The sequence below is a fragment of the Thioclava sp. IC9 genome, from assembly GCF_002213225.1.
Classification (GTDB): Bacteria; Pseudomonadota; Alphaproteobacteria; order Rhodobacterales; family Rhodobacteraceae; genus Thioclava; species Thioclava nitratireducens.
In genome coordinates, this window is the sequence record NZ_NBNX01000003.1 from 511,570 (window position 1) to 534,483 (window position 22,914).

Genomic DNA, 22,914 nt, shown 5'->3' on the forward strand with positions numbered 1-22,914 from the left:
GGGCTTGTGTTCGTTGCCAGAGCATTCGCGCCGCACGATTTTGAACACTCAGCCGAACGACTGGTCGGCTAAGCCGTCGTGGGCCCCATCCTGTCCTGGGTCGGGTCGAAGCGAACGCAATTCGAGAATTCGAGAATTCAACTCGTCAGCGCTCATTTCGTGCGGTTGCTTAGGCGCGATGTCGTCTTTCGCGGAGAGATAACCGCCCGCGCGCAAGATCGTCGTTGCACACGTCGCCCGCGCCGGTGCGGGCGCCTTTTTATCCCGGCATACCTCGAGCGCGGCCGTATACGCGGCCTCTGCCCCTTCGGTCTGGATACGCTCGATCAAATCGCGCTTCCGCGCGTTCACATCGCTCTGTGTCATCCGAATGCCTTCCTTTCCGCTTCGGTCGTCGTCTGTCGCTCGCTCTTGTCTGAAATCGAAGCGCGCCGTTTCTCCAACTCTTCTTTCAAGTATTCGATGCGCTCGACGATCTCCGCATAGGCTGGATCGATGGTTTCGCTTGCGGCAGAGACGCTCGAGAAAGCCCGCCGAGCGTCCTCGGCCTCCCTGCGTCGCTGCCGCTCAGCTTGACGCGCCCCCGACGCCCCCGCAGGGCGCAGTCGGTGCCATTCTTCGTAGCGCTCCCGCTCTTTGGGGGTCATTCGCGCCCAGCGCGCCTTGCGCTCCCGCTCGGCTTCCTGGAGGGCGCGCAATTTCGCGTTAAGCCGCGCCTCCGCATTCGGGCTGGACTTGTCCGGCCACACGGGACGGTGCCACCCGTCACCCGAGGGCGTTTTTCCTCCATGCAGCCGACAGCGCCCGTTTGCCAGCGGCAGGTTCTGACATGGCCCGCCGTCCGATCGTCTGGCGGCACCGCATTTCGGAAGACTTGCGCGGCGAGCGTTCCAGCGCGCGAGCGCAGCGTTCGCAATCGCGCGAAACTCGGCCGAGCGGTGATAAGCGCTCCGCCCGCCTTTCCCGCCCCGTTTCATCGGCGGCACCCAATCGAAACGTCCGCATGGGGTATTATAGAACCCCGCCCGCAAGGCAACCTCGAGTGTGGCAAACGTGGCTTGCGCGCGCGTTGAATATAATTCCCCGCTAATTTCTTAGTTAGCTGGGGAATTAAGATTAAGAGAGAGGGAAAGGATATTTCTGTCTCGCGTACGCAAGCCACAATTGCCACACTCATCGCTCAAACTCCCCCTGTGGGTACTGTTTCAGACACCAGCCACTCGTTTCGCGCGGCGCCAGCCCGCGCAATTGCCGCTTGCTTGCGCTTACGCTCGATCTCTTCCGCCGCAGCGCGTTCTTTGAAGCAAGCGTAGACAGCGGGGTTAACGGCCCAGCGTGACGGTCCGTCCGCCCCTCTCTCTGTCGGCCGTATCCAGTCGACTTCCTCCAACCGCCGCATCGCCGATAGCGCTGCTTTCGGATCGCGTAGCGAGCGCTGGGCTTGGCCGATATCGCGCCGCGTAAATTCCGCTTTCTCTGGGTGGGTGAGCAGATAGCCTGCAAAGCTCCGCGCCTCTCTCATCGCGGGCGCCGCGTCGAAATTGCGTTCGTAGAAGGCGAGAGAGTGACGCAGCAGGAACTTGCCAAAAGCGACGGCACGCGCCGCAGTCTGCTCCTCCAGCGGCGCGCCCGCCGGGACAAAGCCCAAAGCTTTCTGGCACCCCCACAATTCTACGGCATGGAACGCGAGCGCGATCCTCGGCAAAATCCCTGCCCATTTCGCGACATGCCCCTCCCAGGCGACCGAAGCGCCGGGATATTTCGCCAACGCTTGGATCTGGCGCTTTGCGTCTTCCAAGGCTCTGTAGGCCGCTTCTGACAGCCGTACCGGATCCGCCCCGAACTCAGCGATCGCCAGATATTTCACGAGCGCGGCATACTCATTCGCCGCCGTGCGGTCCGGTTCGACATCATCACCGCCGGCACGATCGACGCCATCGCCCACCACGAAAAGGAAACGCTGCAGCATCCCATCGGCCCCGAGATCGCGGACGCTCTTGCTGATCCGATCAGGTTGCGTCCCTGCCAAGATGCTGAGAAGCGCGCGCTCGGCCCGCTTCGTTCCGCCCCCGACGCGATCGACCGTAATCCCGCCGCCGTCAAACAGCCTCAAGAGCTGGCTTCGGTCGGCTGTGCCGTTCGCCTTGTAGGCGCCCAGCGCCCCAAATACCTGGGCGAGCTCGTCTGGCGTCTGCATCAGCCCTCTTGGGTTCTCCTCGAACAGCGAAATCAGCTTTTCCATTGTCGCGTCGTCCACGAGCGTACGCGGCAATCGGGGCCGAGCGGCCTGTTGCGTTTTCCGCTTGCCGCGCTGCTCTGCCTCCCAACGCTCCAAGGCGGGCTTTGCAGCGCGGAAGCGTTCGCCATCCAATTCTCTCAGCGGCCGCAGCGCGGCGGAAATGATCGGACTCTTCCCGCCGCCGGGATCATCCACGAGCGCCACCCAGAGGCAGCAAGGGACGCGCCAATCCGTATCGCGAAGCCGCGGACAAATGGTCAGACCGTTACCCAGCGCACCAGCAACAGCGCTCAAAGCCGCCGCCGCGGCGAATGCCTTGGGAACGCCTTTGCGGCGGCTCTCGCTTTCGGCCCAGCGATCGAGAACGGCAGGAAGTGAACCGGCAGGGGGCGAAGAAATATTCAACGGCGCAGCGGCCCCGAAAATGTCCAAAGGCTCGCCCCACTCTGCACCGTCTTCCGCCTCGGCGGGGATCGGCTCAAAGTAAACGGATGGGTCAAGCTGCGCGTTGCGGGTAGGTTGCGCCCGCGCCCAATCGCGCGCCAACTGCCGAGGCGTCAGCTTTTCGTCCCGATCGTCACCAGCTCTCACAGAATGGGGCCAAACATAGGCCAGATGTGCGTAATCTTCGGCACCGTAACGCCCCGTACCCTGAAGCGCGCCCGCCAGCGCAAAACGAAATGCTGAGCCAGATTGATCGGCGCTCTTGATCTGCCCGCCCCAAATCTTCGCGAGCCCCGGATAGGCGCCCAGGTCCTCTTCGAAATGCGCCCTCAGTTCGCCGGGCAGGTCTTGGAAGTCGTTGTTGAGATCGTAACCCGAATGCTCGATGTCGCGCTGGACCTGATAGATTGCCTCGTCATCGCCGGTGCTTTCGTCGGCCTGCATCGGTTTGACCCGGGCTTCGACCTCTGCGGCGTCGATCCGTTCGGCACGCCGCCTGATAACCCGCGCGGGCCTCGCCTCGACATAGCCTTTCGCCCGCTTGGCCGGGGTCGGGATATTCAGAGGACCGGGGAGGCGAAGGAGCCGGTCGACGTTTTGGACTGCGTCGCCGCCCAGCGCCGCACAGAGCCCGCGGCCATACTGCTCGGCCCATTCGCGTGCCGCATCGGTTGCCCTGCGCTTTTCCGCGAATATGGCGAGCGCCTGGTAGCCCCTCCCGCTGTCCACAATTTCACCGAACAGCACCGGAGCGCCTTCAAGTGCCGACTTGATGCGCGCGCGCTCCGCCTCGATCTCGGCCGCGGGGTGCGGGTCCAGATCCACGAACAAGGCGCGGACATTTGCAATGTCGGATTTTCCCGGTTTCGCGTTCCCGAACCCTTCCCGAACTTCGTTCACGGTGTAGTAGAGGTTCCGCTGCCCGCTCCAATGGGAGACCCATTCCGTGATTTCTGCCCAGCTACCTGGCGCGAAGGATCTGGAAATCGGAGCGCCGCCATTGGGATCGATCGCTGCGAGATTATGCCAGCCCGAGGCATCGAGGCGTTTCAGAAACTGGACCGCCTGCTCCGCTGCGTCGTGCGCTTGCCCGCTCGGACTCAAAACCGTATCTTTCATATGCACACTTTCTGGCCGGTTGCTCCTGCACGAGCGCCGGCCTTTCTTATTTCGTGTTGTCGACGACGAGGCGAAGGTGGCGGCGTCTGCGGCTTTCCGACGCTTGCTGCGTTTTGACCCGTCGATCGCGGGCGATTGCAGCTCGGACGCTTTGGGCACTGACGAACACGCGCCGCCCGCAGCCGTCCCGTCGCTCGAAAACCCCTACCGCGGCGCGGTCGCGGGCCCACGCATACGAACGCCCCGCCAATCGCGCCGCGCTCGCCAATGTGAGCCACTCGTCTTTTTCCGACTGCTTCTGCATTGAACCTCCTACGCGGCGGCCGTGTCTCGATGAGACTGGACCCGCTGTCGCGAACGAGCATCGACTTGCAAGTTGTGCGTTCCAAACAAGAACGCTCACCGGATTTCGAACACCTTCCTCAGGAGGCCTCTAGCCTCTTTCGCCAGCCCGGACGAAATAACTCTTGGAAGTGCGTTATCGCTCTGATCTGGAGGTCGCGGCCTTCTTTCGTCTGGGAGTTCACCATGCTGACGACATAGGCCACCGCCCGGCGAACTGATGCGCGATTGAGCGGGGCCCCGGCGCCCCCGAGGCGTTCGGCGGTTTTTTCGAAACAGTAGTTCAAGCTCGCGCCCGGGTACTCGTTTTGAACGTTCAAGAATTCGGCAAAGACGAGAACTTTGGCGGAATCTCCGGGATCCACGGTTGGCTCTTTGCTGCGCTCTGCCGCAGTCGCTTCGAGAAATTCCAGCCGCTGAAGGTCTTGCGCATACGACATCGCAAGTGCGCTATTTTCAGCCAAGCAATCGGCCGCCTCCGCCCCGTACTTTTGCGCGAGATAGAACGGCAAATAGTGTCGCGCGATCAAGTTAGTCGGATGCTTCCAGATCCTTGGGTCATGCTCGAGAGCGAGCAATTCGCCCGTCTCAATCAGGATCTCATCAGAGTACGAAGCGCCCAACTCGCGCAAGCAATCTGCCCGCGACTGATTAGCTTTAATCGCGACATAGCGCGCGGCGAGCTCGGAACCTTTCGGCGGTTCGACAAAAACGGAGCGCCCCATATTAAGCGCCCCCCTTGCCTGCAACCGTGGGCTTGTCCGCTTTCGCGGCCCGTGCCTTGGTAGCACGCTCACAAGGCCGCCAAGTCTCGACCCCATCGGCCAAGCGGGCGACTTCCTCGGAGCGTACCAGCGTGCGCCCTCCGAGCCTGACGAGCGACACCTCGCCAGCGTTCGCCATTTTGTAGAGCGACGACCGCGAGATCCCCAGAACCTTTGCGGCATTGGGGAGGCTGAGAAGCGCGCGGGACCGCCAGTTTTCGACAGCGCTCTGCGAGTTAGAGATTGGGGGTGTAGGCATTCCTCGGCTCCTGAGATGACATGAACTCAAGCCGCTTCAGGAAAGCATGTTCATCAGGAAAGCGAGGTAAGCGCGGCTCGCTTTATAGTCTCATCAGCGTGCGTAGAGGTCAACCGCGTTTGAAGTCGTCCACAATCGTCGAGATGAGCTCGAAAACTCCCGAACCTATCTAACAACACCTGTCTGGAAGAATTAATTAACCTACAAGGTTGACAGGTTCAGCCTCGCAAGGCATGTTGAGGAAAACCACCAGGAGAGCAAGGATGACCACAGAAATCGGGAAGGAGCTGCGGAAACTTCGTATTGATGAGGACGAACGCCTGCTGGATATGTCACAGCGTTTGAATAAGTCCTCGGCTTTCATTTCCGCCGTCGAACGCGGGACGAAAAGCCCGCCCTCGGGCTTTGAAGAACTTGTCATCAAAGCCTATCGGCTTGCTGGGGACGCTGCGGACGTGCTGCGCCGCGCCGCTGATCGGTCTCGGAAAGCATTCACCATCGAGGCTGACAGTCCGCTGGCCCGAGACACGGCTGGGCTCATGGCTCGACGCATGGACAGCCTATCTGATGATGAGCTCAAAAGCATCTTCCAGATCCTCAGCAAGAAGGAAACAAAATGAGTGCTGGTGATGACTACAAAGTGCCGCCCATGAGCTGGGCGGCCATCGGCGGAAGGGCTGAACACTTCCGCCGGCAGTTTGGCCTAGACGCCTTCCCTGAGGCACCGGTAGTCGAGCTGATCGAGCAGGTCCTTGACTACCAACTGGGGATGCTGCGCTTCGAAGTAGGCTCCCATCACGAGATGGGCAGTGCGGAAGGCTATACCTGCCCGAACGGCGAATTCATCATGCTCCGTGAGGACGTGTATGAGAAGGCTTGCGCCGGAGAAGGACGCGCGCGGTTCACCGCCGCTCATGAGCTCGGCCACTGGGCGCTTCATACGAACGTGCCACTGGCTCGGGCGAAGCGTGGGGACGGCACCAAACCCTACTGCCTCGCAGAACCTCAAGCGAATCAATTCGCTGCGCAATTCCTCATGCCGCAGACCTTCATCTACGCAACGGACCGCGAACAGGACTTGGTGGACAGGTTCGGCGTCTCTTGGGACGCAGCCCATCACCGCCTCCGTTCGATCCGCAAGAGTGGGGGTCGGTAAAGAAAGAAGGCTCAGGTTGCCGCCCGAGCCTCCAAACAGATTTCTTCATCGTGCATCAGGGGCTTGACGATGCAGAGCCTCCCGGAAGCGCAAATCAGTCTCCTTCGCAAGGACTGCTCTTAGCGCATTTCGGGCCAAATGGCAAGATACGCCCCGAAGTGGAGAGTGCTATGACCAAGCGTCACACACCCCCTCCTGCTGGCTACCGGTACGTTTTCCGCCCTTGGCGGACGTGCCCGCAAACCGGCGAACGGCTCTACGCGAAAGCGTTTGGGCTGCGGGCTTGGCCCATTCTGGTCCCCGAGTAAGGACCTCAAAGCTTAGATGAGCGGCTGCGCCGCTCATCTTTCCGAAACTTGCCAACGAATGAGGTAATCCCATGGCAAAGAAGAGCATCAAGATCGGCCGTAGCGCCAAAACGGGCCGTTTTACGACGGTGAAGACTGCGCAGAAGAAGAAATCCACGCATGTCGTCGAAACCATCCGGCGCCCCAAATAACCAACCGTTCCTAAAGCTTCTGAGGGGTTTTCCTCTCAGAAGCGACACATCCCCTAGCCCGCAGGTTTAAAAGGGCAACTACGCGGCGCTCTCACTGCCATTCATTCAAGAAGTTGGTTCCGACATTCACCCTAGGTTCGCCATATGTCCGCCGGAACTTTCCGCCATAACTTATTGAAAACAAAAACAATGCGCGCGGATTGCAAATCCGTGTACACCGGTTCGATTCCGGTACTCGCCTCCAAATATTTCAATGACTTACGTCGCGCTTTCTCGTTCAGAAATCGGATGTTGAAACAAGCGTTGAAACTTTCACGTTCCCTTCTTGTTCTGTTCCATTCGATTCCGGGCTTCTTGGGCCTGCTGTGCAAAAAGTCGCTGTCGGACCTCACCACCATATTTTTTCAGCATTTCTACGCCCGAGTGACCTGTGACGGCCTTCACCATTTCGTCGTCGCATCCAGCTAAGTAGAGCTCGATCGTCGCATTCTTGCGTAGACCGTGCGTGACATATTTCTTAGCTTGCGGGTGCTTCATGCTTGCCTTCACCTTACGCATCTCCTCGGCGATCATGCGGTAGCTTACTGGCCGCCCCTTCGCATCTGTGATCACGTTAAGTCCCTTCTTGGGAACCGCAGATAGATACTCCGCCAAGCGTTCGGTGAGCGGGATCCACAACTCCTTGTCAGTTTTGCCTTGCTTAACCCGATAGACGCCCTCCGAAAGGTCGCCCCAACGGATCTTCACCACATCGCCAATGCGCTGGCCGGTCCCGATACAAAGTTCGTAAACAAGCCTTGCTCTCGCTGTCGCAATTTCTTCGAACTCTTCGCGCACATCCTGCGGCCACGGCTCCCAGCCGTCACTTTTTTGCTTCAGGAGAGGAACGCCATGCGCCGCGGTTTTGTCACCGGTTCCTTTAATAAAGCCTTTCAGTCTTGCATGGTTGAGGAGCACCACCATAACCTGAACGAGATAGTTCGCTTGGCGCCAATGATGCCTGTTCGCTTGCTGTAACTCGTAGATGTGCGTTGTTTCGATCTTAGCCGGCTCATAATCGCCCCAAATATCTCGAATATGGCTAATATACTTGTGGTAGTCGCTTTTCGTGCGGGGAGCGAGTTTCTGAAAAGCCTCGCTTTCATAATAGCTTAGAATAAGGGCCTCAAAGTTCCTCTTGGAAGGAGCTGACTTTTCTGCCTTAAGAAGCCGATTATAATGATCCCAGAATTCTGGCGACCCCGGTTCCTCATGCATCATCTCTGACTGGCCGCGAGCCCGGCGAATAAACCGAACATACTCACGATCTTCGTAGACATATTTAGGGAGCGCTCTCCTCGTCATTTCTTCCCCATCCTCAGATCACCGCTGAGGAAGTCATCAGGGTGTTCTTGTTCAATCTTCGTCATGTGGAGGATGACACAGCCATCTGGCTTAATCTCGATCCGCGCGCCGGCCAATCCAGCGTCGGACAATTCGCGCACAAGTGTGGCGACAAGTCTTTTCGAGTGTGCCTGGGGGCTTGTGGCCATCTTCTTTTCCTAGCGATATTCCCTCTTGGGACCTGAATTTCCGAGGTTTTGGCCCCGCACTCCCTATTGTGGTGCTTTGGGGTGAAATACCGAAGAGGTTTCGTTCCTCAATCCACAGGAAATCGTGGACAGGATGTAGCCGCTCCCTACGCCACATGGGCCCAGGCGCGGCTCTTCTGCTTCGGCGTGAGGATTAGCTTGATTGATCTGGAGCTTTGATTTTCTTTACTTCGACCTGGATCGGCAACCATTCTCTTGTGAATAAACCGCGCGGATCGAGCACACGAAGTTTTCTTCAATCACGTGTTCGGAACACGTGGGAGACCTCAGATGACATCCAACTCGAACGCTCCGGCAAAAGAAGATTTCACAACCTTCAGCACGCAAAGGACGGCCTTCGTCGTGCTGCATCAGTAACGCTCCCCACTCCGCCTCGAGTGTCACCCAACTACTTCAGCGTCTGCAAACAAGCTGAAACGCGCGACCAACGCGAAATTCTCGGCAAAAAGCGCACCTTCATGACATTCCCCCGAGGCATCTTTCACAGAAGCGAATAGCACCTCCTGTTTGTGCAGAAGATGAACCTTTGCCGCGCAGCCCCAATATTCGGAAGACAAGCGACGCAACGCCTTCTTCGCGGAAATTCCTCACGCTTCGATCAGTGCCCCGTCGCGGAGATGGATCAGCCGATCGAAGCGGTCGAAGATTTTCTCGTCATGCGTCACGGTGAGAATACAGGCTTCCTGCTCGACTGCGAGCTTTCGCAACAAATCCATCACAAGCTGAGCCCGCACGGAATCGAGAGCCGCCGTTGGCTCGTCGGCAAGAATGATCCGGGGTCGGTTCGCCAGCGCGCGCGCGATGGCAACGCGCTGCGCTTCCCCGCCTGACAGATGCGCGGGCTTGACCCCGGCGCGATGTCCGACCTCGAGATAATCCAGCAATTCGCGTGCCCGTGCTTTCGCCGCCGCAGGCTTCCAGCCCGCGAGATTCAGCACCACCGAGACATTCTCTTCGGCTGTGAGGAACGGAAGCAAGTTATGCGCCTGAAAGATGAAGCCGATCTTGTCGAGACGAAGTTGGCGCAGGTTGCCACGCAGCCATCGGCCGTCAAACACCGTCTCGCCATCAAGCAAGAGACGGCCTGCCGAGGGGTCAACAATGCAGCCGATAATGTTGAGCAGTGTGGTCTTTCCCGAACCCGAAGGGCCGAGCATCGCCACCACCTCGCCCGCATGGATCTGCAATTCGACCACGCGCAATGCATCGACGCGTGTTTCACCCTCGCCATAATGCTTGGCTACGCCTGACACATCGACGAGAAGATCACCAATTGCCATCTCAGCCTCCAATCGCCGTCGCAGGGTCGACCTTGAGCGCGGCACGGATACCGAGCCCGGAGGCCACGATGCAGACACCAACGATGATCCCGGCAAGCACCAATGCGTTGGTGGGCTCCAGCACAACACGGCGAGGAAAATTGTCTTTCACCAGCAAAATCAAAGACAGCCCGATCGCCCAGCCGGAAATTCCCAGGATCAGAGCCTGCTGAACGATGAGACCGAGGATCGTGCGATCTGGTGCCCCGATCAGCTTGAGCGTCGCGATCTGTTTAAGCTTCTCCATCGTCATCGTGTAGATGATCAGCGCTATCACCACTGCCGAGACCGTCAGCAGGATTCCCAGAAACAGCCCGATCTGGCGGCGTGCGCGATCGACGACCGATGCGAGCAAAAGTTCTTCTTGCTGTGCCTGGGTCAGAGCGCCCAAATGCTTCCATTGCCTGATCGTCGTAGCCACCCGCTCAACATCGGCATCGGGCTCAATCCGTGCAATTACTGCGGCGACATTGCTGGCGTCTGGCGACGTAGCGCCACGCGCCGCGCGGACCCTCTCGGCAGCGGGATCGAGTTCGCTTTGCAAAGCCATTGCATCGGAAAGCGTCATGAAGACCGCGGGGTCACCGCCGGAGTTCATCGCATTTTCTGTCAGCCCGACGACGGTAAACCGGTTACGTCCGATACGGATCGTGTCGCCGACCTGAAGCCCTGACTTTCGATCGGCCACCAATTCGTAGTGGCTGCGCCCAAGCCCACGCCCATCAGTGATGGTGAAGGGACCTCCCGGACGACCGCGCTCGTAACCTATAACATATAGCCGGAGCGTCTGCGTCCCGAGCTGTGCCTCGATCGTCTGGTAAGTGATCGCGCCCGCGTCAGAGATCCCCGGAAGGCGCGCCACCGCATCGCGCGTCGCGGAAGGTAGCGAAGACGCCTCGGCAAAGGGCCCCTGAGTATTCGCCTCAACGACCCAGAGATCTGCGCGCGGTGCTTTAACCGCCGCAAGTGCATCCGAAACAAGACCGTTATAAATCCCGATCATCGCCAGCACGACAGTCATCAGTAACCCCAACCCGAAGCAGGTCAGGACAAAGCGAAACAGGCTATGCCGGATATCCTTGAGCGCAAGATTCATTCGTCCACCTCGACGCTCACCTTTCGGCCTTCGACCGCGCCTTTGGGAACCGGCGAAACAACCTCTGCGCCTTCCGGCAGACCGTCCGTCACCTCTGCGCGGCCGAGATCGTCGCGCGCACCGAATTCCAGGGTCGCCTGCGCGAGCGCACCATCCTGCGCGATCCAGACCGTTCCCGAAGCACCGTCGAAGCCCGTGATATCGACCTCGGGCACCATCAACGCCTGATCGCGATGACCAGTCGTGACCAGAGTCTCAGCCTGTTCGCCCAGATACATTTCGGCGGGGCAATCCGTGCAGGCGAGCCAGACCTTGCGCTCCTCGTTGACGCGGTCGCTTTCCAGCCCGATCCGCACGATTTCGCCATGAAACTCTTGTTGCGAGCGCGAACGAAGACGGATGGCGCCCACCTGCCCCAGCGCAAGCTGACCCGCGCGCTCCTCGTCGATATAGGCCTGAATCCAGATCGTCTGCGGATCAATCAGGCTGAAGATCGTGTCACCCGCCTTGACCACCGTGCCGGCCTCGGCCTTGCGCGCAATGATCAAGGCATCATAGGGCGCCGCCAGAACGTGTTTTTCCAGAAGCGTGCGGGCCGATTGCAGATTAGCATCCGCTTCCGCCGCCTGAGCCCGCAGCACCATCAGCTCGGTTTCGGCCACCGCGAGATCGGCGCGCGCCACATCGAGATCGCGCTGGGTTTCCTCCGCGCTCTGCTTTGAGGCGCGATCCGTTCGTGCAAGTTCCTGCTGGCGCGTATTGGCCGCCTCGCGCTGTGACAAAACCGCCTGAGCGCGTGGCAGGGCAGCTTCCGCCTTGGCGAGCGCTGCACGTGCCGCTTCCACCCCCGCATCAGCCTGGGCAACGCGCGCCTGTTGTTCTTCGGGATGCAAACGCGCCAATTCCTGCCCAGCCATAACACGATCACCAGCATCTGCTGACAGGCTCTGCACGGCGCCCCCCAGTTCGAAGCCAACGGCGCTCAGCACACGTGCCTCAACTGTTCCCAAACCATAAATCCGGAGCGTGACATCCGTCTCTGGCGAAAGCACCGTTACCGGCAGCGGACGGTGGCGCAGCACCCAGATCCCAACCGCCAGCGCGACTGCGGCTACACCGACGACAAACCAGCTCTTACGCATCTCTCAGCCATCCTTCCTGCATTCGAGCAAGCGCAGTTGCACATCCAGCAGCGCCAGCCCGGTCTCTTCCATTGAAGTCGTGCGCGGCCCGAGCGCCCATCGGATCGCGGCGCCCTGGACAAGCGAGCTCAGCAGATAAGCAGCATCACGCGGCGTGAGATCGACCGTTATCCGCCCCTGTGCCTGTGCGGCGGCGATGTCCGCCTCAAGCGTTTCATGAAATACGCTTAGGCGCTCCCGAAAAGCCCCGCGCAGAACTTCGTTCTCGGTCGTCAATTCTCGCGAGAACAGGAGCATTGGGATCGCCGGAGTGTGCGCGATCACCCCAAGCTGTGCCGCCACCAATGCGCGCACCCGCTCCAGCGGATCTGACACACCCTCGAGCGCTGCCTCCCAGGCTGCCGCCAGGGTGCCGGTGACATGTTCGGCGACCGCACCCCAAAGCTCCGCCTTGGACGGGAAGTGCCGGAACAGAGCCGCCTGTGTCAGCCCGATCTGTTTCGCGACCGCATTCGTAGTCACGCGATCAGGGCCGATCTGGTCGGCCATCTCGAGGACGGTCGAGACGATTTCTGCTTTTCGTAGATCTGCGGATTTTCGCATCACATGCCCTTAGTTAGTTATTGATTACTTACTAGGGGACAGCTGTCGAAACGTCAACTGGCTCTTTGAACTGAAACCAATCCCGCATTGCCAGCGACCATTGCTCTCGGAATTTACGAAATCGAAAGCGCCCTCGGTGGCCCCTCAGGTGCCCACAAGACCTCGCGCTTCGTCGAACCAGTCGTTGAGCGCCTTGAGTGAGAAAGGAAGGCGACAACCATATCCGCCCGTAAACTCGTCATAAGCATGTTCGTTCAGGCCGTTGATGCCCACGAGGACGGGAATGCCCCGCGTGACCGCCTCCGCGATAACCGGGCGAAACCCGCGCCCTTCAGCTTCCATTTTGCCGAACTTGTTCACCACGAGCAGATCGGGCCCGTCGGCGAGACTGCGTGACACCGCCGCGACGGAGGTCTCGAGCGCGGCGGGATCAAGACGGCATCCGCGAGATCCCGCGCCGAGTGCCTGAGAGATCGATAGAACGGGTCCATTGGGCAGGACCTGGATGTCCATGTCGCAAGCGTGGCTTTGGGGTCGATCGATATTGACCTGCACAACGCCACACACGCGAAGTCCTCGCGAAATCGTCTGTCGCGCAAATCGCGCCATCAGGAAGTCCGCGTCGCCCCGACCGGGGCTTTCGATAGCGGCAATGGGAAACATCTTTTGTCCTTTCCGTTCAATCCGCTGCAGTGCTCAGATGCGGAACATCCTCACCGAAAACACTGGCGCGGGTGATCGTGCAGTCAAGATCGGCAAGCACGCCGTCCTTGAGGCCATAGATTAGTCCGTGAACCTTGACTGGCTCGCCGGCGGCCCAAGCGCGCTGAAGAATTGGTGTCTCAGCAATACGCCGCACGCCCTCGATCACATTGAGCTCCGCCAGCCTGTCGCGTCGGGACTCGATCTCGGCCAGTTGGCCAAGATCGATCGCGTAAGCGCGCGCCAGGCGACGAATGGGCTCGAGCCAGTGATCCGTCAGACCGCCCAGCATATCCTCGGTCGCCGCCTTGACCCCGCCGCAGCCGTAATGACCACAGACGATAATCTCGCGAATACCAAGGCTTTCGACGGCAAATTCAAGCGCACTCAGCAAGTTCATGTCTGAAGAATGCACGACGTTGGCGACGTTCCGGTGGACGAAGACCTCGCCGGGATCAAGCCCCGCAACAACATTCGCAGGCACGCGGCTATCGGCGCAACCAACCCAGAAGAACTCCGGGTTTTGCCGCGTCGCAAGACGTGAGAAATAGCCAGGCTCCTCCGCCTTGCGGCGTTCCGACCAAGTGCGGTTGCGGGTGAAAAGATCGCTCAGCATCGCTTTCGTCCCTATGCCGCCAGATCGACCCCAGAGATATCTGCTCGTGCGGCGAGCTCCGCCACGAAGGCGCGCACTGCGCGTGTCCAGGCTGCCTTCTCCATCGCTTCGGCAATACGCGGACGCACGGTCTCGTATGGCAGTGGAGCGCCTTCGGCGACCGCATCGAGCCGGATCACATGCCAGCCGAAGCGACTGAGCACGGGCTCCGCGGTAAGCTCTCCTTCGCCAAGCGCACGCAGCGCTTTCTCGAACTCAGGAACGGTGTCGCCCGGGCCGAGCTGGCCGAGGAAGCCGCCCTCGCCGCGCGACGAGCAGTCGCTATTCTCCTTGGCTAGACGCGCAAAGCTTTTGGGTTTTTCGATCGCCTCTGTCGCCAAGGCGCGCGCGCGGGCCTCAGCTGTCTCGCGTTGCGCCTCGTTGCGCGGATCGCAGGCGATCAGTATATGCGCGGCTTCCCAAAGCGGCGGGGCGCGGAACCGCGTGGGATCACGGCTCCATTCGACTTGGATATCCTCCTCGGAGGGAGGCGTCACCTCGACGGCATCCTCGAGAAGCGCACGGATCAGAGCCTCGTCCTCGGTCTCGATCTGTCCCGGAGCGACATCCTGAGGGTCGGCGTCAATCGCACGGTGCTCCGCTTCTTGCAGAAGAAGCGCGCGAACCGCGAGCGCATTGGCCGCCTTGCGCCAGGCAATGCCGGGTTTGTCACTCGGGCCGTTATGATGCTGGGCTTCCGCAGCAATCGCCGCGGAAGGGATAGTCTGGCCATTCACGACGACATCGGGAAAGAGCGGTTTGGTCATTACTCTCACTCCGCAGCCGAAGGTCGCTTCGCCGCAGCGATACGCCCCTTATTGATGTCGGCAGCACTGCGCTCAGGCAACTTGGAGCTCCGGCGAGACCGCACGATCTGATAACCGGGGCGCAGCAGCAAATAACGTAGCGGCGCGAAGATCCCCGAAGCTATGTGAACGAGGCGGGTGAAGGGGACCAACAGGAAAATGGTCAGTCCGAGCGCGATGTGCAGCTTGAACACAAGCGCCGCGCCCGCGACATAGTCCGCAGCACCCGGCTGGAACGTCCAGATCATCTGCGCCCATGTCATGAACTTGACCATCTCGTGACCGTCGGAGTGTTGCCAGCTCACCGGAACCGTCCCGAGACCGAGCAGAAGCTGAGCCAGCAGGAGCACGAGGATCGCGATATCGGCAAAGCTCGACGTCAACCGGATACGTTGGTCGGTCCAGCGGCGATAGAGCAGCATCCCGCCGCCGATCGTCGCCATCACGCCCGCGATCCCGCCTGCCACGATTGCGAGGATTTGTTTGGCGCCGTGGCTGACATGGAGCATGTCGAATACCCAGATCGGCGTCAGAAGGCCGACGACATGGCCCACGAAGATCACAAGAACCCCGACATGGAACAGGATCGATGCGATCGCGAAATGACGCTGTCGCAGCAACTGGCTCGACGAGGTTTTCCAAGTGAAGGGATCACGATCGTAACGCGCGATCGATCCCAGGAAGAGCACGGAAAGTGCGATGTAGGGGTAGATGCCAAAGAGAAACGTATTCATCTGAGCCTCCGTCATTCCGCCGCGGTTTTCGCGTGGCGCAGTTTGGGCGGATCCATCTGCGCGAGCATGTCGCGCACCTGCGGACAGCCTGCATTCGGGTCGGGACCGAAGGTAACCTCGGTTTCTTCCCAGATCTTGTCGATCTCCTCGAGATCGTCGGGGGACGGATCAGGTCGCGCGAGAATCTCGGCCACAGCCTCCTCGTCAGCCATCTCACCCGACATTTGCACGAGCGCCGTGAAGATCGCCGCATAGGCGCTCTCGCGCTTGCCCAACCGTTCCCCGACCGCAGCGAGGATATGGGCTGCATCCGCTAGCATATCGCGCGCTTCCTCGGGCGGACGAGCCGCAAGGAACTCGAGCAGCACGGGAAGATGGTCGGGCAGTTCGGTCGTTGCTGGCTCAAAACCTGCCGCACGATAGGTCTCGAGCAGGTCGACCATGGCACCGCCACGATCACGGCTTTCTCCATGGACATGTTCGAAGAGGTTGAGCGACAGGCTGCGCGAGCGGTCGAAGAGCATCACATAGTCCTCTTCGAGCGCGTAGATGTCACGGGCACCGAGTTCTTCGATCAGCGGGCGCAAGTCCCGCCGTGCCGCCGCCGTGAGCCGCGTCTCGGAGGCGAGAACGCCCCCGATTTCCGGCATCGCTTGTTGCAGTTCCTGCGTCGGATAGCTCAGCAGGACCGAGAAGGCCTTGAGCGTGCGATCGTTGAGTTGATGGTCCATCACTGCACCTCCTGCGGCATCTTGAGCGGTCTTTTGGAGCCCCCGAAGAGCGAGCCCTTCGAGATCCCGGTCGAGCAGCCGTTGCAATCGGTGAACCCGGTGCCCGCGCGCAGGTCATAGGCATCCTCGACCTGTTCACGATGGGTCGTCGGGATCACGAAGCGGTCCTCGTAATCGGCGAGCGCCATGATCTTATACATATCCTCGATCACACGACCCGAGAGACCGACACGTGCGGCGATCCCTTCGTCGCGAACCCCGTCGACGGTCTTGGCCCGCATGTAGGAACGCATCGCAAGCATCCGCTCAAGCGCGGTAGCGATCGGCGCCTCGTCACCGGCTGTCAGCATGTTGGCGAGGTAGCGCAGCGGAATACGCAGGCTCTTCACGTCCGGCATCGCGCCATCCATGCCGATCGCGCCCGCCTCGGCGGCGTTCTGGATCGGTGAGAGCGGCGGAATATACCAGACCATCGGCAGCGTCCGGTATTCGGGATGCAGCGGGAAGGCGACCTTCCACTCCATCGCCATCTTCCAGATCGGGCTTTGCTGCGCCGACTTGATCCATTCCTCCGGAACGCCATCGGCTCGTGCGGCCTCGATTACGACCGGATCGTTGGGATCGAGGAACACGTCGAGCTGCGCGTCATAGAGCTGCTGCTCGGAGGGCGCATTCGCCGCTTGCTCGATCTTGTCGGCATCATAGAGCATGACGCCGAGATACCGAATCCGGCCCACGCAGGTTTCCGAACAAACGGTCGGGTTGCCGCTCTCGATCCGCGGGTAGCACAGGGTGCATTTCTCGGATTTTCCGGTCGACCAGTTGTAATAGACCTTCTTGTAGGGGCAGCCCGAGACGCACATCCGCCAGCCGCGGCATTTTTCCTGGTCGATCAGGACGATGCCGTCTTCCTCACGTTTGTAGATCGCACCCGAAGGACACGACGCTGCACAGGCCGGATTAAGGCAATGCTCGCACAGTCGCGGCAGATACATCATGAAGGTGTTCTCGTATTCCCCGTAGATCTCCTTCTGCACCCCCTCGAAGTTGTAGTCCTTCGAGCGTTTCGAGAATTCGCCGCCAAGGATTTCTTCCCAGTTCGGCCCCTTTTCGATTTTCTCGATCCGTTCGCCAGTGATCTTGGAGCGCGGGCGGGCGGTCGGAAAAGCCTTCATCTCGGGCGCGTTGGCGAGATGCTCGTAGTCGAAATCGAACGGCTCATAATAATCGTCGATCGCAGGCAGGTCGGGGTTGGCGAAGATATTCGCCACGATCCGCCATTTCGAACCCTGCCGCGGGATCAGCTTACCGGAACGGGTGCGTTTCCAGCCACCGTTCCAGCGTTTCTGATTTTCCCAGTCGGTCGGGTAGCCGGTGCCGGGCTTAGTCTCGACGTTGTTGAACCAAGCGTATTCGACACCGTCGCGGCTGGTCCAGACGTTCTTGCAAGTCACGGAGCAGGTGTGACACCCGATACATTTGTCGAGGTTCAGCACCATGCCGATTTGTGCGCGGACTCTCATTCTGCTGCCTCCTGGGTAGCGGGCTCATCGAGCCAGTCGATCTTCTTCATCTTGCGGACCACGACGAATTCGTCGCGGTTCGCACCCACGGTGCCGTAGTAGTTGAACCCGTAGGAAAGCTGAGCGTAGCCACCGATCATATGCGTGGGCTTGAGCGTCGCGCGGGTCACCGAATTGTGGATGCCTCCACGCAGGCCGGTCTTCTGAGAGCCGGGCGTATTCACGATCTTCTCCTGGGCGTGATACATGAAGATCGTGCCTTCCTTCATCCGCTGCGAGACAACCGCCCGCGCGGTCAGCGCGCCGTTAACGTTGTAGGCTTCAACCCAGTCGTTATCTTCGATTCCCGCTTTCTTCGCGTCGGTCTCCGAAATCCAGACCACCGGCCCGCCGCGGTTCAGCGTGAGCATCAGCAGGTTGTCGGTATAGGTGGAGTGGATGCCCCACTTCTGGTGCGGAGTGATGAAGTTCAGCACAACATGCTTGTCGTCGCCGGCGAGCACATCTTGCGTCACAGTCTTCAGGTCGACCGGCGGACGATAGGACACGAAGCCCTCGCCGAAAGCGCGCATCCAGAGGTGGTCCTGATAGAGCTGCTGACGACCTGAAAGGGTGCGCCATGGGATCAGCTCATGCACGTTGGTGTAGCCGGCGTTGTAGCAGACTTCCTCGCTCTCGATACCCGACCAGGTCGGGGACGAGATGATCTTGCGCGGTTGCGCGGCGATATCACGGAAGCGGATCTTCGTGTGCTCCTGCCCTTCGGCAAGGTGCTTATGCCCGCGGCCGGTGGGCTTCTCGAGCGCCCCCCAAGCCTTGACCGCAACCTCGCCGTTGGTTTCGGGCGCGAGCATTAGGATCACCTCGGTTGCGTCGATGTCGGTATCGATTTTCGGACAACCTTTGGTGGGACCATCCTCCCATTCGCCATTGAGTTTGCGAAGCGCTTCGACCTCGTGCTTGGTATCCCAGCCAATGCCCTTGCCGCCATTGCCCAGCTTGTCCATCAGCGGACCGAGCGCCACATACCGATCGTAGATCGCACCGTAGTCACGCTCGACAGTGACGTAGTTAGGCGCGGTTTTACCCGGGATCAGGTCGCATTCACCCTTCTTCCAATCGCGCACCTCGGGCTGAGCCAATTCGCCTGCCGTGTCGTGCAGGATCGGCGCCTGGACAATGTCGGTTTCCTGACCAAGAACCTCCGGCGAAACCTCTTGGAATTTCTTGGCGATCGCCTTGAAGATCTCCCAGTCGGACTTCGACTCGTAAGCTGGGTCTACAGCCGCTTGAAGCGGGTGAATGAACGGGTGCATGTCCGAGGTGTTGAGGTCGTTCTTCTCATACCACGAAGCGGTCGGCAGAACGACGTCGGAATAGACTGCGGTCGTCGACATACGGAAGTCGATGCAAACGAGCAGGTCGAGTTTGCCTTCCGGTGCCTCGTCATGCCAAACGGCCTCCTTCGGCTTCGCCCGACCTTCCTCGCCGAGATCCTTTCCGAGAATCCCGCTGTCGGTGCCGAGTAGGTGACGAATGAAATATTCGTGCCCCTTGCCCGACGAACCCAAGAGGTTCGAGCGCCACACATAGAGATTGCGCATCCAGTTTTCAGGAGCGTCAGGGTCCTCGCAGGACATCTGCAGCTCACCGGACTTCAGCTTTTCGGCCACGTAGTCTTTGGGATCCATGCCCGCTGCCTTGGCAGCCTTGGTGACCTCAAGCGGGTTCGTCTTGAGTTGCGGCGCCGAAGGCAACCACCCCATACGCTCGGCGCGTATGTTGTAGTCGATCAGCGAGATGTCCCAGTCACCCTTCGGCGCGGTCGGAGACAGGATCTCGTCCACCCCGAGCGTTTCGTAACGCCATTGGTCGGAATGGGCATAGAAGGCTGAGGTGCCGTTCATCTGACGCGGCGGGCGCCCCCAATCCAGAGCGAAGGCGAGCGGAAGCCAACCCGTTTGCGGGCGCAGTTTCTCCTGACCGACATAGTGGCTCCAACCACCACCTTCCTGACCGACGCAACCGCACATCACCAGCAGGTTGATGATGCCACGGTAGTTCATGTCCATATGATACCAGTGGTTCAGACCCGCCCCCAGGATCACCATGGATTTGCCGTGAGTCTTTTCGGCATTGCTGGCGAACTCGCGTGCGACCGCGATGATCTTGTCGGCGGAGACCCCGGTGATCTTCTCGGCCCATTTCGGCGTGTAGGGCAGGTCCTCATTGAAGTCATGGCTGACCCAGTCGCCCCCCAAACCACGATCGAGACCGTAATTCGCACAAAGGAGGTCAAACACGGTCGCGACCATGGCCTCGCGGCCATCAGCGAGCGTGACCTTTCTAACCGGCACGTTTCGGGTCAGGACGTCAGGGTGTTGGCACTTGACGAAATTCTCCGTAGCGGCGCCGCCGAAATAGGGGAAATCGACACCGACGACATCGTCATGGCACTCTTCCATAACCTGGCTAAGCCGAAGCTTCGCCTCTCCCGTGCTGGCGCGGTCCTCGAGGTTCCACTTGCCCTCTTCCCCCCAACGGAAACCGATGGACCCGTTCGGCACGACCATCGCCCCGGAGGCTTCATCATAGGCAACGGTCTTCCATTCGGGGTTGTTGCTCTCACCCAATCCGTCTGCGAGGTCCGAAGCCCGAAGCATCTTGCCGGGGATGTGGCGGCCATCCTCCTCATCGAGCAGCACGAGCATCGGCATGTCCGAATAGCGACGCGCATAATCCTCGAAATACTCGGCCTGACGGTCGAGATGATATTCGCGCAGGACCACATGCCCCATCGCCATCGCCAGCGCCGAGTCGGTGCCCTGCTTGGGATTGAGCCAGATGTCACCGAATTTCGAGGCTTCCGAGTAATCAGGGCAAATCACGGCGGATTTGGTGCCGCGGTAGCGGGCCTCGGTATAGAAATGAGCGTCCGGCGTGCGGGTTTGCGGCACGTTCGAGCCCCAAATCAGCAGATAGCCCGCATTATACCAATCCGCAGATTCCGGGACGTCGGTCTGCTCGCCCCAGGTCTGCGGCGAGGCAGGCGGAAGATCGCAATACCAGTCATAGAAGGACAGACAGGTGCCGCCCAGCAGAGACAGGTAACGCGCACCTGCAGCGTAGCTGACCATCGACATGGCCGGGATCGGCGAGAAGCCGAAGACGCGATCGGGCCCGTAGGTCTTTGCAGTATAGGCATTGGCGGTCGCAGCGATCTCGGTAGCTTCGTCCCAGCTCGCGCGCACAAAACCGCCCTTCCCGCGGGCCTTGGTGTATTCGGCGCGCAGCAGAGGATCGCTCTGGATGGCAGTCCATGCTTCGATTGGCGACTTGGTCTTGCGCATCTCGCGCCACATTTTCAGCAGCTTGCCACGCACCATCGGGTGCTTCATCCGCGCTGCGGAATAGAGATACCAGCTATAGGAGGCGCCGCGGGCACAGCCGCGCGGTTCGTGGTTGGGCAATCCGGGACGCGTGCGCGGGTAATCGGTCTGCTGGGTCTCCCATGTCACGATCCCCGACTTCACGTAAATCTTCCAGCTGCAAGACCCGGTGCAGTTCACACCATGGGTCGAGCGGACGATCTTGTCGTGACGCCAGCGGGACCGATAGGTCTCTTCCCATTTACGGTCCTCGCGGGTCACCTGCCCGTGGCCGTCGGAGAACTGCTCCAACTCCTTGGATTGCAGGAAATTAAGTCTGTCGAGCAAGTGGCTCATGTCGCGTCTCCTTGCGGAAATGGATTGGAAGCGCGCGCCGCGGGACGCCACGGCGCGCGCCGGTCGCGTCAGCAGGGAACGGAGGCGCCCTTGCGGCTGTAGAAGAACCACGTCACCACCACGCAGAGCGCGTAGAAGATCATGAAGCCCCACAGAGCTGCGTTGGGAGCGCCGGTCAGGCTGATCGACGTGCCGTAGAATTTCGGGATGAAGAAGGCACCATAGGCCGCGATCGCCGAGGTGAAGGCGATGATCGCCGAGCTCTCCAGCTCCGATTGCTTGAGCGTGGCGGCCGCGTCGAGATGCGGGTTCAGACGCGGCACTTCCTGACGCATGATCGAGGGGATCATCTGGAAGGTCGAGGCATTGCCCACGCCGGTCAGGAAGAACAGCGCCATGAAGCAGGCGAAGAAGCCCCAGAAGCTACCGGCGTCACCGGCCGAGGGCAGGAACTGCAGCACCCCCCAGACGGCGACGATCATGCCGACGAAGGTCCAGAAGGTCACGCGACCGCCACCGAACTTGTCGGAAATCCAACCCGTGCCGGCCCGGCTCAGCGCGCCCACGAGCGGCCCGAGGAAGGCGAACTGCAGCACGTCCACCTCAGGAAACTGCGTCTTCATGAGCAGCGGGAAGCCAGCGGAATAGCCGATGAAGCTTCCGAACGTGCCGGTGTAGAGGACGCACATCACCCAGTTGTGGAAGCGCGAGAAAATCACTGATTGCTGTTTGAACGAAGCGCTGGCCGATGCGATGTCATTCATCCCGAACCATGCGGCGATCGCCGAAAGGACGATGAAGGGCACCCAGACGAAACCAGCGTTCTGCAGGAAGAGCTCACCCCCTGCCGACAATTGCTGGGGCGCGCCGCCGAGGGAGCCGAAGACGCCCGTGGTGATCACGATCGGCACGAGGAACTGCATCACCGAGACGCCCGCGTTGCCGAGGCCTGCATTGAGAGCCAGCGCGTTCCCCTTGGTCTTCTTGGGGTAGAAATAAGCGATGTTGGCCATCGAGGAGGCGAAGTTTCCACCACCGAAGCCGCAGAGCAGCGCGAGCAGCAGGAAGATGGCGTAGGGGGTCTCGGGGTTCTGCACCGCAAAGCCGATACCGAGCGCGGGCAAAAGCAGCGTGGCGGTCGAGAAGGCCGTCCATTTGCGGCCGCCGAAGATCGGGATCATGAAGCTGTAGAAGATGCGCAGTGTCGCGCCCGACAGGCCCGGCAGTGCCGCCAGCCAGAACAGTTGTCCGGTAGAGTAGTCGAAGCCGATTGCGGGAAGCTTGGCGACCACGACGGACCACACCATCCAGACCGAGAAGGCGAGGAGAAGCGCGGGGATCGATATCCAGAGGTTGCGGGTGGCGATCGCATGCCCGCGGGTTTTCCAGAACTCCGGATCCTCGGGACGCCAGTCGGTCAGCACGTGGCCGCTTTGACCGGAGGTTGCTGTTGTGGTGGCCATT

At 60.3% G+C, this 22,914-nt stretch carries 22 protein-coding genes; 2 read left to right on the top strand and 20 right to left on the bottom strand.

Annotation, left to right across the window (positions count from 1 at the left end; all coding sequences use genetic code 11):
• Positions 1-48: 48 nt before the first annotated feature.
• From B6V76_RS11010 to B6V76_RS11035, 6 genes are all read right to left on the bottom strand, one after another.
• Positions 49-366 (bottom strand): hypothetical protein, encoded by a 318-nt coding sequence (locus tag B6V76_RS11010; RefSeq protein WP_166504582.1) that lies wholly within the window; start codon positions 364-366, stop codon positions 49-51.
• A complete protein-coding gene (locus B6V76_RS11015; protein ID WP_088727421.1) occupies positions 363-749 on the bottom strand; it encodes a hypothetical protein in 387 nt (128 codons plus the stop codon). The genes B6V76_RS11010 and B6V76_RS11015 overlap by 4 nt, the downstream gene beginning before the upstream one ends.
• A gap of 431 nt (positions 750-1,180) precedes the next feature.
• Positions 1,181-3,802, bottom strand: coding sequence for a DUF3987 domain-containing protein (locus tag B6V76_RS11020; RefSeq protein ID WP_088727422.1), 2,622 nt, complete (start codon positions 3,800-3,802; stop codon positions 1,181-1,183).
• Positions 3,803-3,848: 46 nt separating this feature from the next.
• Positions 3,849-4,106 carry a hypothetical protein gene (locus B6V76_RS11025; protein ID WP_088727423.1) on the bottom strand — a complete coding sequence of 86 codons (258 nt, stop codon included), beginning with the start codon at positions 4,104-4,106 and terminating at the stop codon, positions 3,849-3,851.
• Between the two features lie 118 nt (positions 4,107-4,224).
• Complete coding sequence (locus B6V76_RS11030; protein WP_088727424.1) at positions 4,225-4,869, bottom strand: hypothetical protein; 645 nt, start codon at positions 4,867-4,869, stop codon at positions 4,225-4,227.
• 1 nt (position 4,870) lies between these two features.
• The gene (locus B6V76_RS11035) at positions 4,871-5,167 is read right to left on the bottom strand and encodes a helix-turn-helix domain-containing protein (protein WP_088727425.1); all 297 of its coding nucleotides are present in this window, start codon (positions 5,165-5,167) and stop codon (positions 4,871-4,873) included.
• Between the two features lie 263 nt (positions 5,168-5,430).
• Between B6V76_RS11035 and B6V76_RS11040 the strand changes: the two genes are divergently transcribed.
• Together B6V76_RS11040 and B6V76_RS11045 are read left to right on the top strand one after the other, a co-directional pair.
• Positions 5,431-5,787 carry a transcriptional regulator gene (locus B6V76_RS11040; protein WP_088727426.1) on the top strand — a complete coding sequence of 119 codons (357 nt, stop codon included), beginning with the start codon at positions 5,431-5,433 and terminating at the stop codon, positions 5,785-5,787.
• Entirely contained in the window at positions 5,784-6,323 is a 540-nt protein-coding gene (locus B6V76_RS11045) for an ImmA/IrrE family metallo-endopeptidase (protein WP_206184206.1), read from the top strand. Before B6V76_RS11040 ends, B6V76_RS11045 begins: the two co-directional genes overlap by 4 nt.
• 811 nt (positions 6,324-7,134) lie before the next feature.
• Here the strand turns inward: B6V76_RS11045 and B6V76_RS11050 are convergent.
• The 14 genes from B6V76_RS11050 to B6V76_RS11115 form a co-directional block, all read right to left on the bottom strand.
• Complete coding sequence (locus tag B6V76_RS11050) at positions 7,135-8,166, bottom strand: tyrosine-type recombinase/integrase (protein WP_088727427.1); 1,032 nt, start codon at positions 8,164-8,166, stop codon at positions 7,135-7,137.
• On the bottom strand, positions 8,163-8,354 hold the full coding sequence (locus B6V76_RS11055; protein ID WP_078549130.1) for a hypothetical protein: 192 nt from the start codon (positions 8,352-8,354) through the stop codon (positions 8,163-8,165). The genes B6V76_RS11050 and B6V76_RS11055 overlap by 4 nt, the downstream gene beginning before the upstream one ends.
• Before the next feature lie 647 nt (positions 8,355-9,001).
• A complete protein-coding gene (locus B6V76_RS11060; RefSeq protein ID WP_240497842.1) occupies positions 9,002-9,706 on the bottom strand; it encodes an ABC transporter ATP-binding protein in 705 nt (234 codons plus the stop codon).
• Positions 9,696-10,829 (bottom strand): ABC transporter permease, encoded by a 1,134-nt coding sequence (locus tag B6V76_RS11065; protein WP_088727428.1) that lies wholly within the window; start codon positions 10,827-10,829, stop codon positions 9,696-9,698. Before B6V76_RS11065 ends, B6V76_RS11060 begins: the two co-directional genes overlap by 11 nt.
• Entirely contained in the window at positions 10,826-11,971 is a 1,146-nt protein-coding gene (locus B6V76_RS11070; RefSeq protein WP_078572405.1) for an efflux RND transporter periplasmic adaptor subunit, read from the bottom strand. The genes B6V76_RS11065 and B6V76_RS11070 overlap by 4 nt, the downstream gene beginning before the upstream one ends.
• A gap of 3 nt (positions 11,972-11,974) precedes the next feature.
• Positions 11,975-12,520 (bottom strand): TetR family transcriptional regulator, encoded by a 546-nt coding sequence (locus B6V76_RS11075; RefSeq protein WP_240497843.1) that lies wholly within the window; start codon positions 12,518-12,520, stop codon positions 11,975-11,977.
• Between the two features lie 198 nt (positions 12,521-12,718).
• Positions 12,719-13,237 carry a DUF2478 domain-containing protein gene (locus B6V76_RS11080; RefSeq protein WP_078604893.1) on the bottom strand — a complete coding sequence of 173 codons (519 nt, stop codon included), beginning with the start codon at positions 13,235-13,237 and terminating at the stop codon, positions 12,719-12,721.
• A 16-nt stretch (positions 13,238-13,253) separates the two neighbouring features.
• Positions 13,254-13,892: a carbonic anhydrase gene (locus B6V76_RS11085; protein WP_078604894.1), complete on the bottom strand. Its 639-nt coding sequence runs from the start codon at positions 13,890-13,892 to the stop codon at positions 13,254-13,256.
• A gap of 11 nt (positions 13,893-13,903) precedes the next feature.
• On the bottom strand, positions 13,904-14,698 hold the full coding sequence (locus tag B6V76_RS11090; RefSeq protein ID WP_088727429.1) for a peptidylprolyl isomerase: 795 nt from the start codon (positions 14,696-14,698) through the stop codon (positions 13,904-13,906).
• A gap of 5 nt (positions 14,699-14,703) precedes the next feature.
• Positions 14,704-15,471, bottom strand: a complete 768-nt coding sequence (narI, locus tag B6V76_RS11095; protein WP_088727430.1) for a respiratory nitrate reductase subunit gamma — start codon at positions 15,469-15,471, stop codon at positions 14,704-14,706.
• Positions 15,472-15,482: 11 nt separating this feature from the next.
• A complete protein-coding gene (narJ, locus tag B6V76_RS11100) occupies positions 15,483-16,202 on the bottom strand; it encodes a nitrate reductase molybdenum cofactor assembly chaperone (RefSeq protein ID WP_078549142.1) in 720 nt (239 codons plus the stop codon).
• On the bottom strand, positions 16,202-17,725 hold the full coding sequence (gene narH / locus B6V76_RS11105; protein WP_078549144.1) for a nitrate reductase subunit beta: 1,524 nt from the start codon (positions 17,723-17,725) through the stop codon (positions 16,202-16,204). Before narH ends, narJ begins: the two co-directional genes overlap by 1 nt.
• Positions 17,722-21,450: a nitrate reductase subunit alpha gene (locus tag B6V76_RS11110; protein WP_078522421.1), complete on the bottom strand. Its 3,729-nt coding sequence runs from the start codon at positions 21,448-21,450 to the stop codon at positions 17,722-17,724. Before B6V76_RS11110 ends, narH begins: the two co-directional genes overlap by 4 nt.
• 68 nt (positions 21,451-21,518) lie before the next feature.
• A complete protein-coding gene (locus B6V76_RS11115) occupies positions 21,519-22,913 on the bottom strand; it encodes a NarK family nitrate/nitrite MFS transporter (RefSeq protein ID WP_078522420.1) in 1,395 nt (464 codons plus the stop codon).
• Position 22,914 lies beyond the last annotated feature (1 nt).

What these genes read in the sequence shown, in the direction of transcription:
- B6V76_RS11010 (WP_166504582.1), bottom strand. Translation starts at nt 366, where the DNA reads ATGACACAGAGCGATGTGAACGCGCGGAAGCGCGATTTGATCGAGCGT.
- B6V76_RS11020 (WP_088727422.1), bottom strand. Translation starts at nt 3,802, where the DNA reads ATGAAAGATACGGTTTTGAGTCCGAGCGGGCAAGCGCACGACGCAGCG.
- B6V76_RS11025 (WP_088727423.1), bottom strand. Translation starts at nt 4,106, where the DNA reads ATGCAGAAGCAGTCGGAAAAAGACGAGTGGCTCACATTGGCGAGCGCG.
- B6V76_RS11030 (WP_088727424.1), bottom strand. Translation starts at nt 4,869, where the DNA reads ATGGGGCGCTCCGTTTTTGTCGAACCGCCGAAAGGTTCCGAGCTCGCC.
- B6V76_RS11035 (WP_088727425.1), bottom strand. Translation starts at nt 5,167, where the DNA reads ATGCCTACACCCCCAATCTCTAACTCGCAGAGCGCTGTCGAAAACTGG.
- B6V76_RS11040 (WP_088727426.1), top strand. Translation starts at nt 5,431, where the DNA reads ATGACCACAGAAATCGGGAAGGAGCTGCGGAAACTTCGTATTGATGAG.
- B6V76_RS11045 (WP_206184206.1), top strand. Translation starts at nt 5,784, where the DNA reads ATGAGTGCTGGTGATGACTACAAAGTGCCGCCCATGAGCTGGGCGGCC.
- B6V76_RS11050 (WP_088727427.1), bottom strand. Translation starts at nt 8,166, where the DNA reads ATGACGAGGAGAGCGCTCCCTAAATATGTCTACGAAGATCGTGAGTAT.
- B6V76_RS11055 (WP_078549130.1), bottom strand. Translation starts at nt 8,354, where the DNA reads ATGGCCACAAGCCCCCAGGCACACTCGAAAAGACTTGTCGCCACACTT.
- B6V76_RS11065 (WP_088727428.1), bottom strand. Translation starts at nt 10,829, where the DNA reads ATGAATCTTGCGCTCAAGGATATCCGGCATAGCCTGTTTCGCTTTGTC.
- B6V76_RS11070 (WP_078572405.1), bottom strand. Translation starts at nt 11,971, where the DNA reads ATGCGTAAGAGCTGGTTTGTCGTCGGTGTAGCCGCAGTCGCGCTGGCG.
- B6V76_RS11075 (WP_240497843.1), bottom strand. Translation starts at nt 12,520, where the DNA reads ATGGCCGACCAGATCGGCCCTGATCGCGTGACTACGAATGCGGTCGCG.
- B6V76_RS11080 (WP_078604893.1), bottom strand. Translation starts at nt 13,237, where the DNA reads ATGTTTCCCATTGCCGCTATCGAAAGCCCCGGTCGGGGCGACGCGGAC.
- B6V76_RS11085 (WP_078604894.1), bottom strand. Translation starts at nt 13,892, where the DNA reads ATGCTGAGCGATCTTTTCACCCGCAACCGCACTTGGTCGGAACGCCGC.
- B6V76_RS11090 (WP_088727429.1), bottom strand. Translation starts at nt 14,698, where the DNA reads ATGACCAAACCGCTCTTTCCCGATGTCGTCGTGAATGGCCAGACTATC.
- narI (WP_088727430.1), bottom strand. Translation starts at nt 15,471, where the DNA reads ATGAATACGTTTCTCTTTGGCATCTACCCCTACATCGCACTTTCCGTG.
- narJ (WP_078549142.1), bottom strand. Translation starts at nt 16,202, where the DNA reads ATGGACCATCAACTCAACGATCGCACGCTCAAGGCCTTCTCGGTCCTG.
- narH (WP_078549144.1), bottom strand. Translation starts at nt 17,725, where the DNA reads ATGAGAGTCCGCGCACAAATCGGCATGGTGCTGAACCTCGACAAATGT.
- B6V76_RS11110 (WP_078522421.1), bottom strand. Translation starts at nt 21,450, where the DNA reads ATGAGCCACTTGCTCGACAGACTTAATTTCCTGCAATCCAAGGAGTTG.
- B6V76_RS11115 (WP_078522420.1), bottom strand. Translation starts at nt 22,913, where the DNA reads ATGGCCACCACAACAGCAACCTCCGGTCAAAGCGGCCACGTGCTGACC.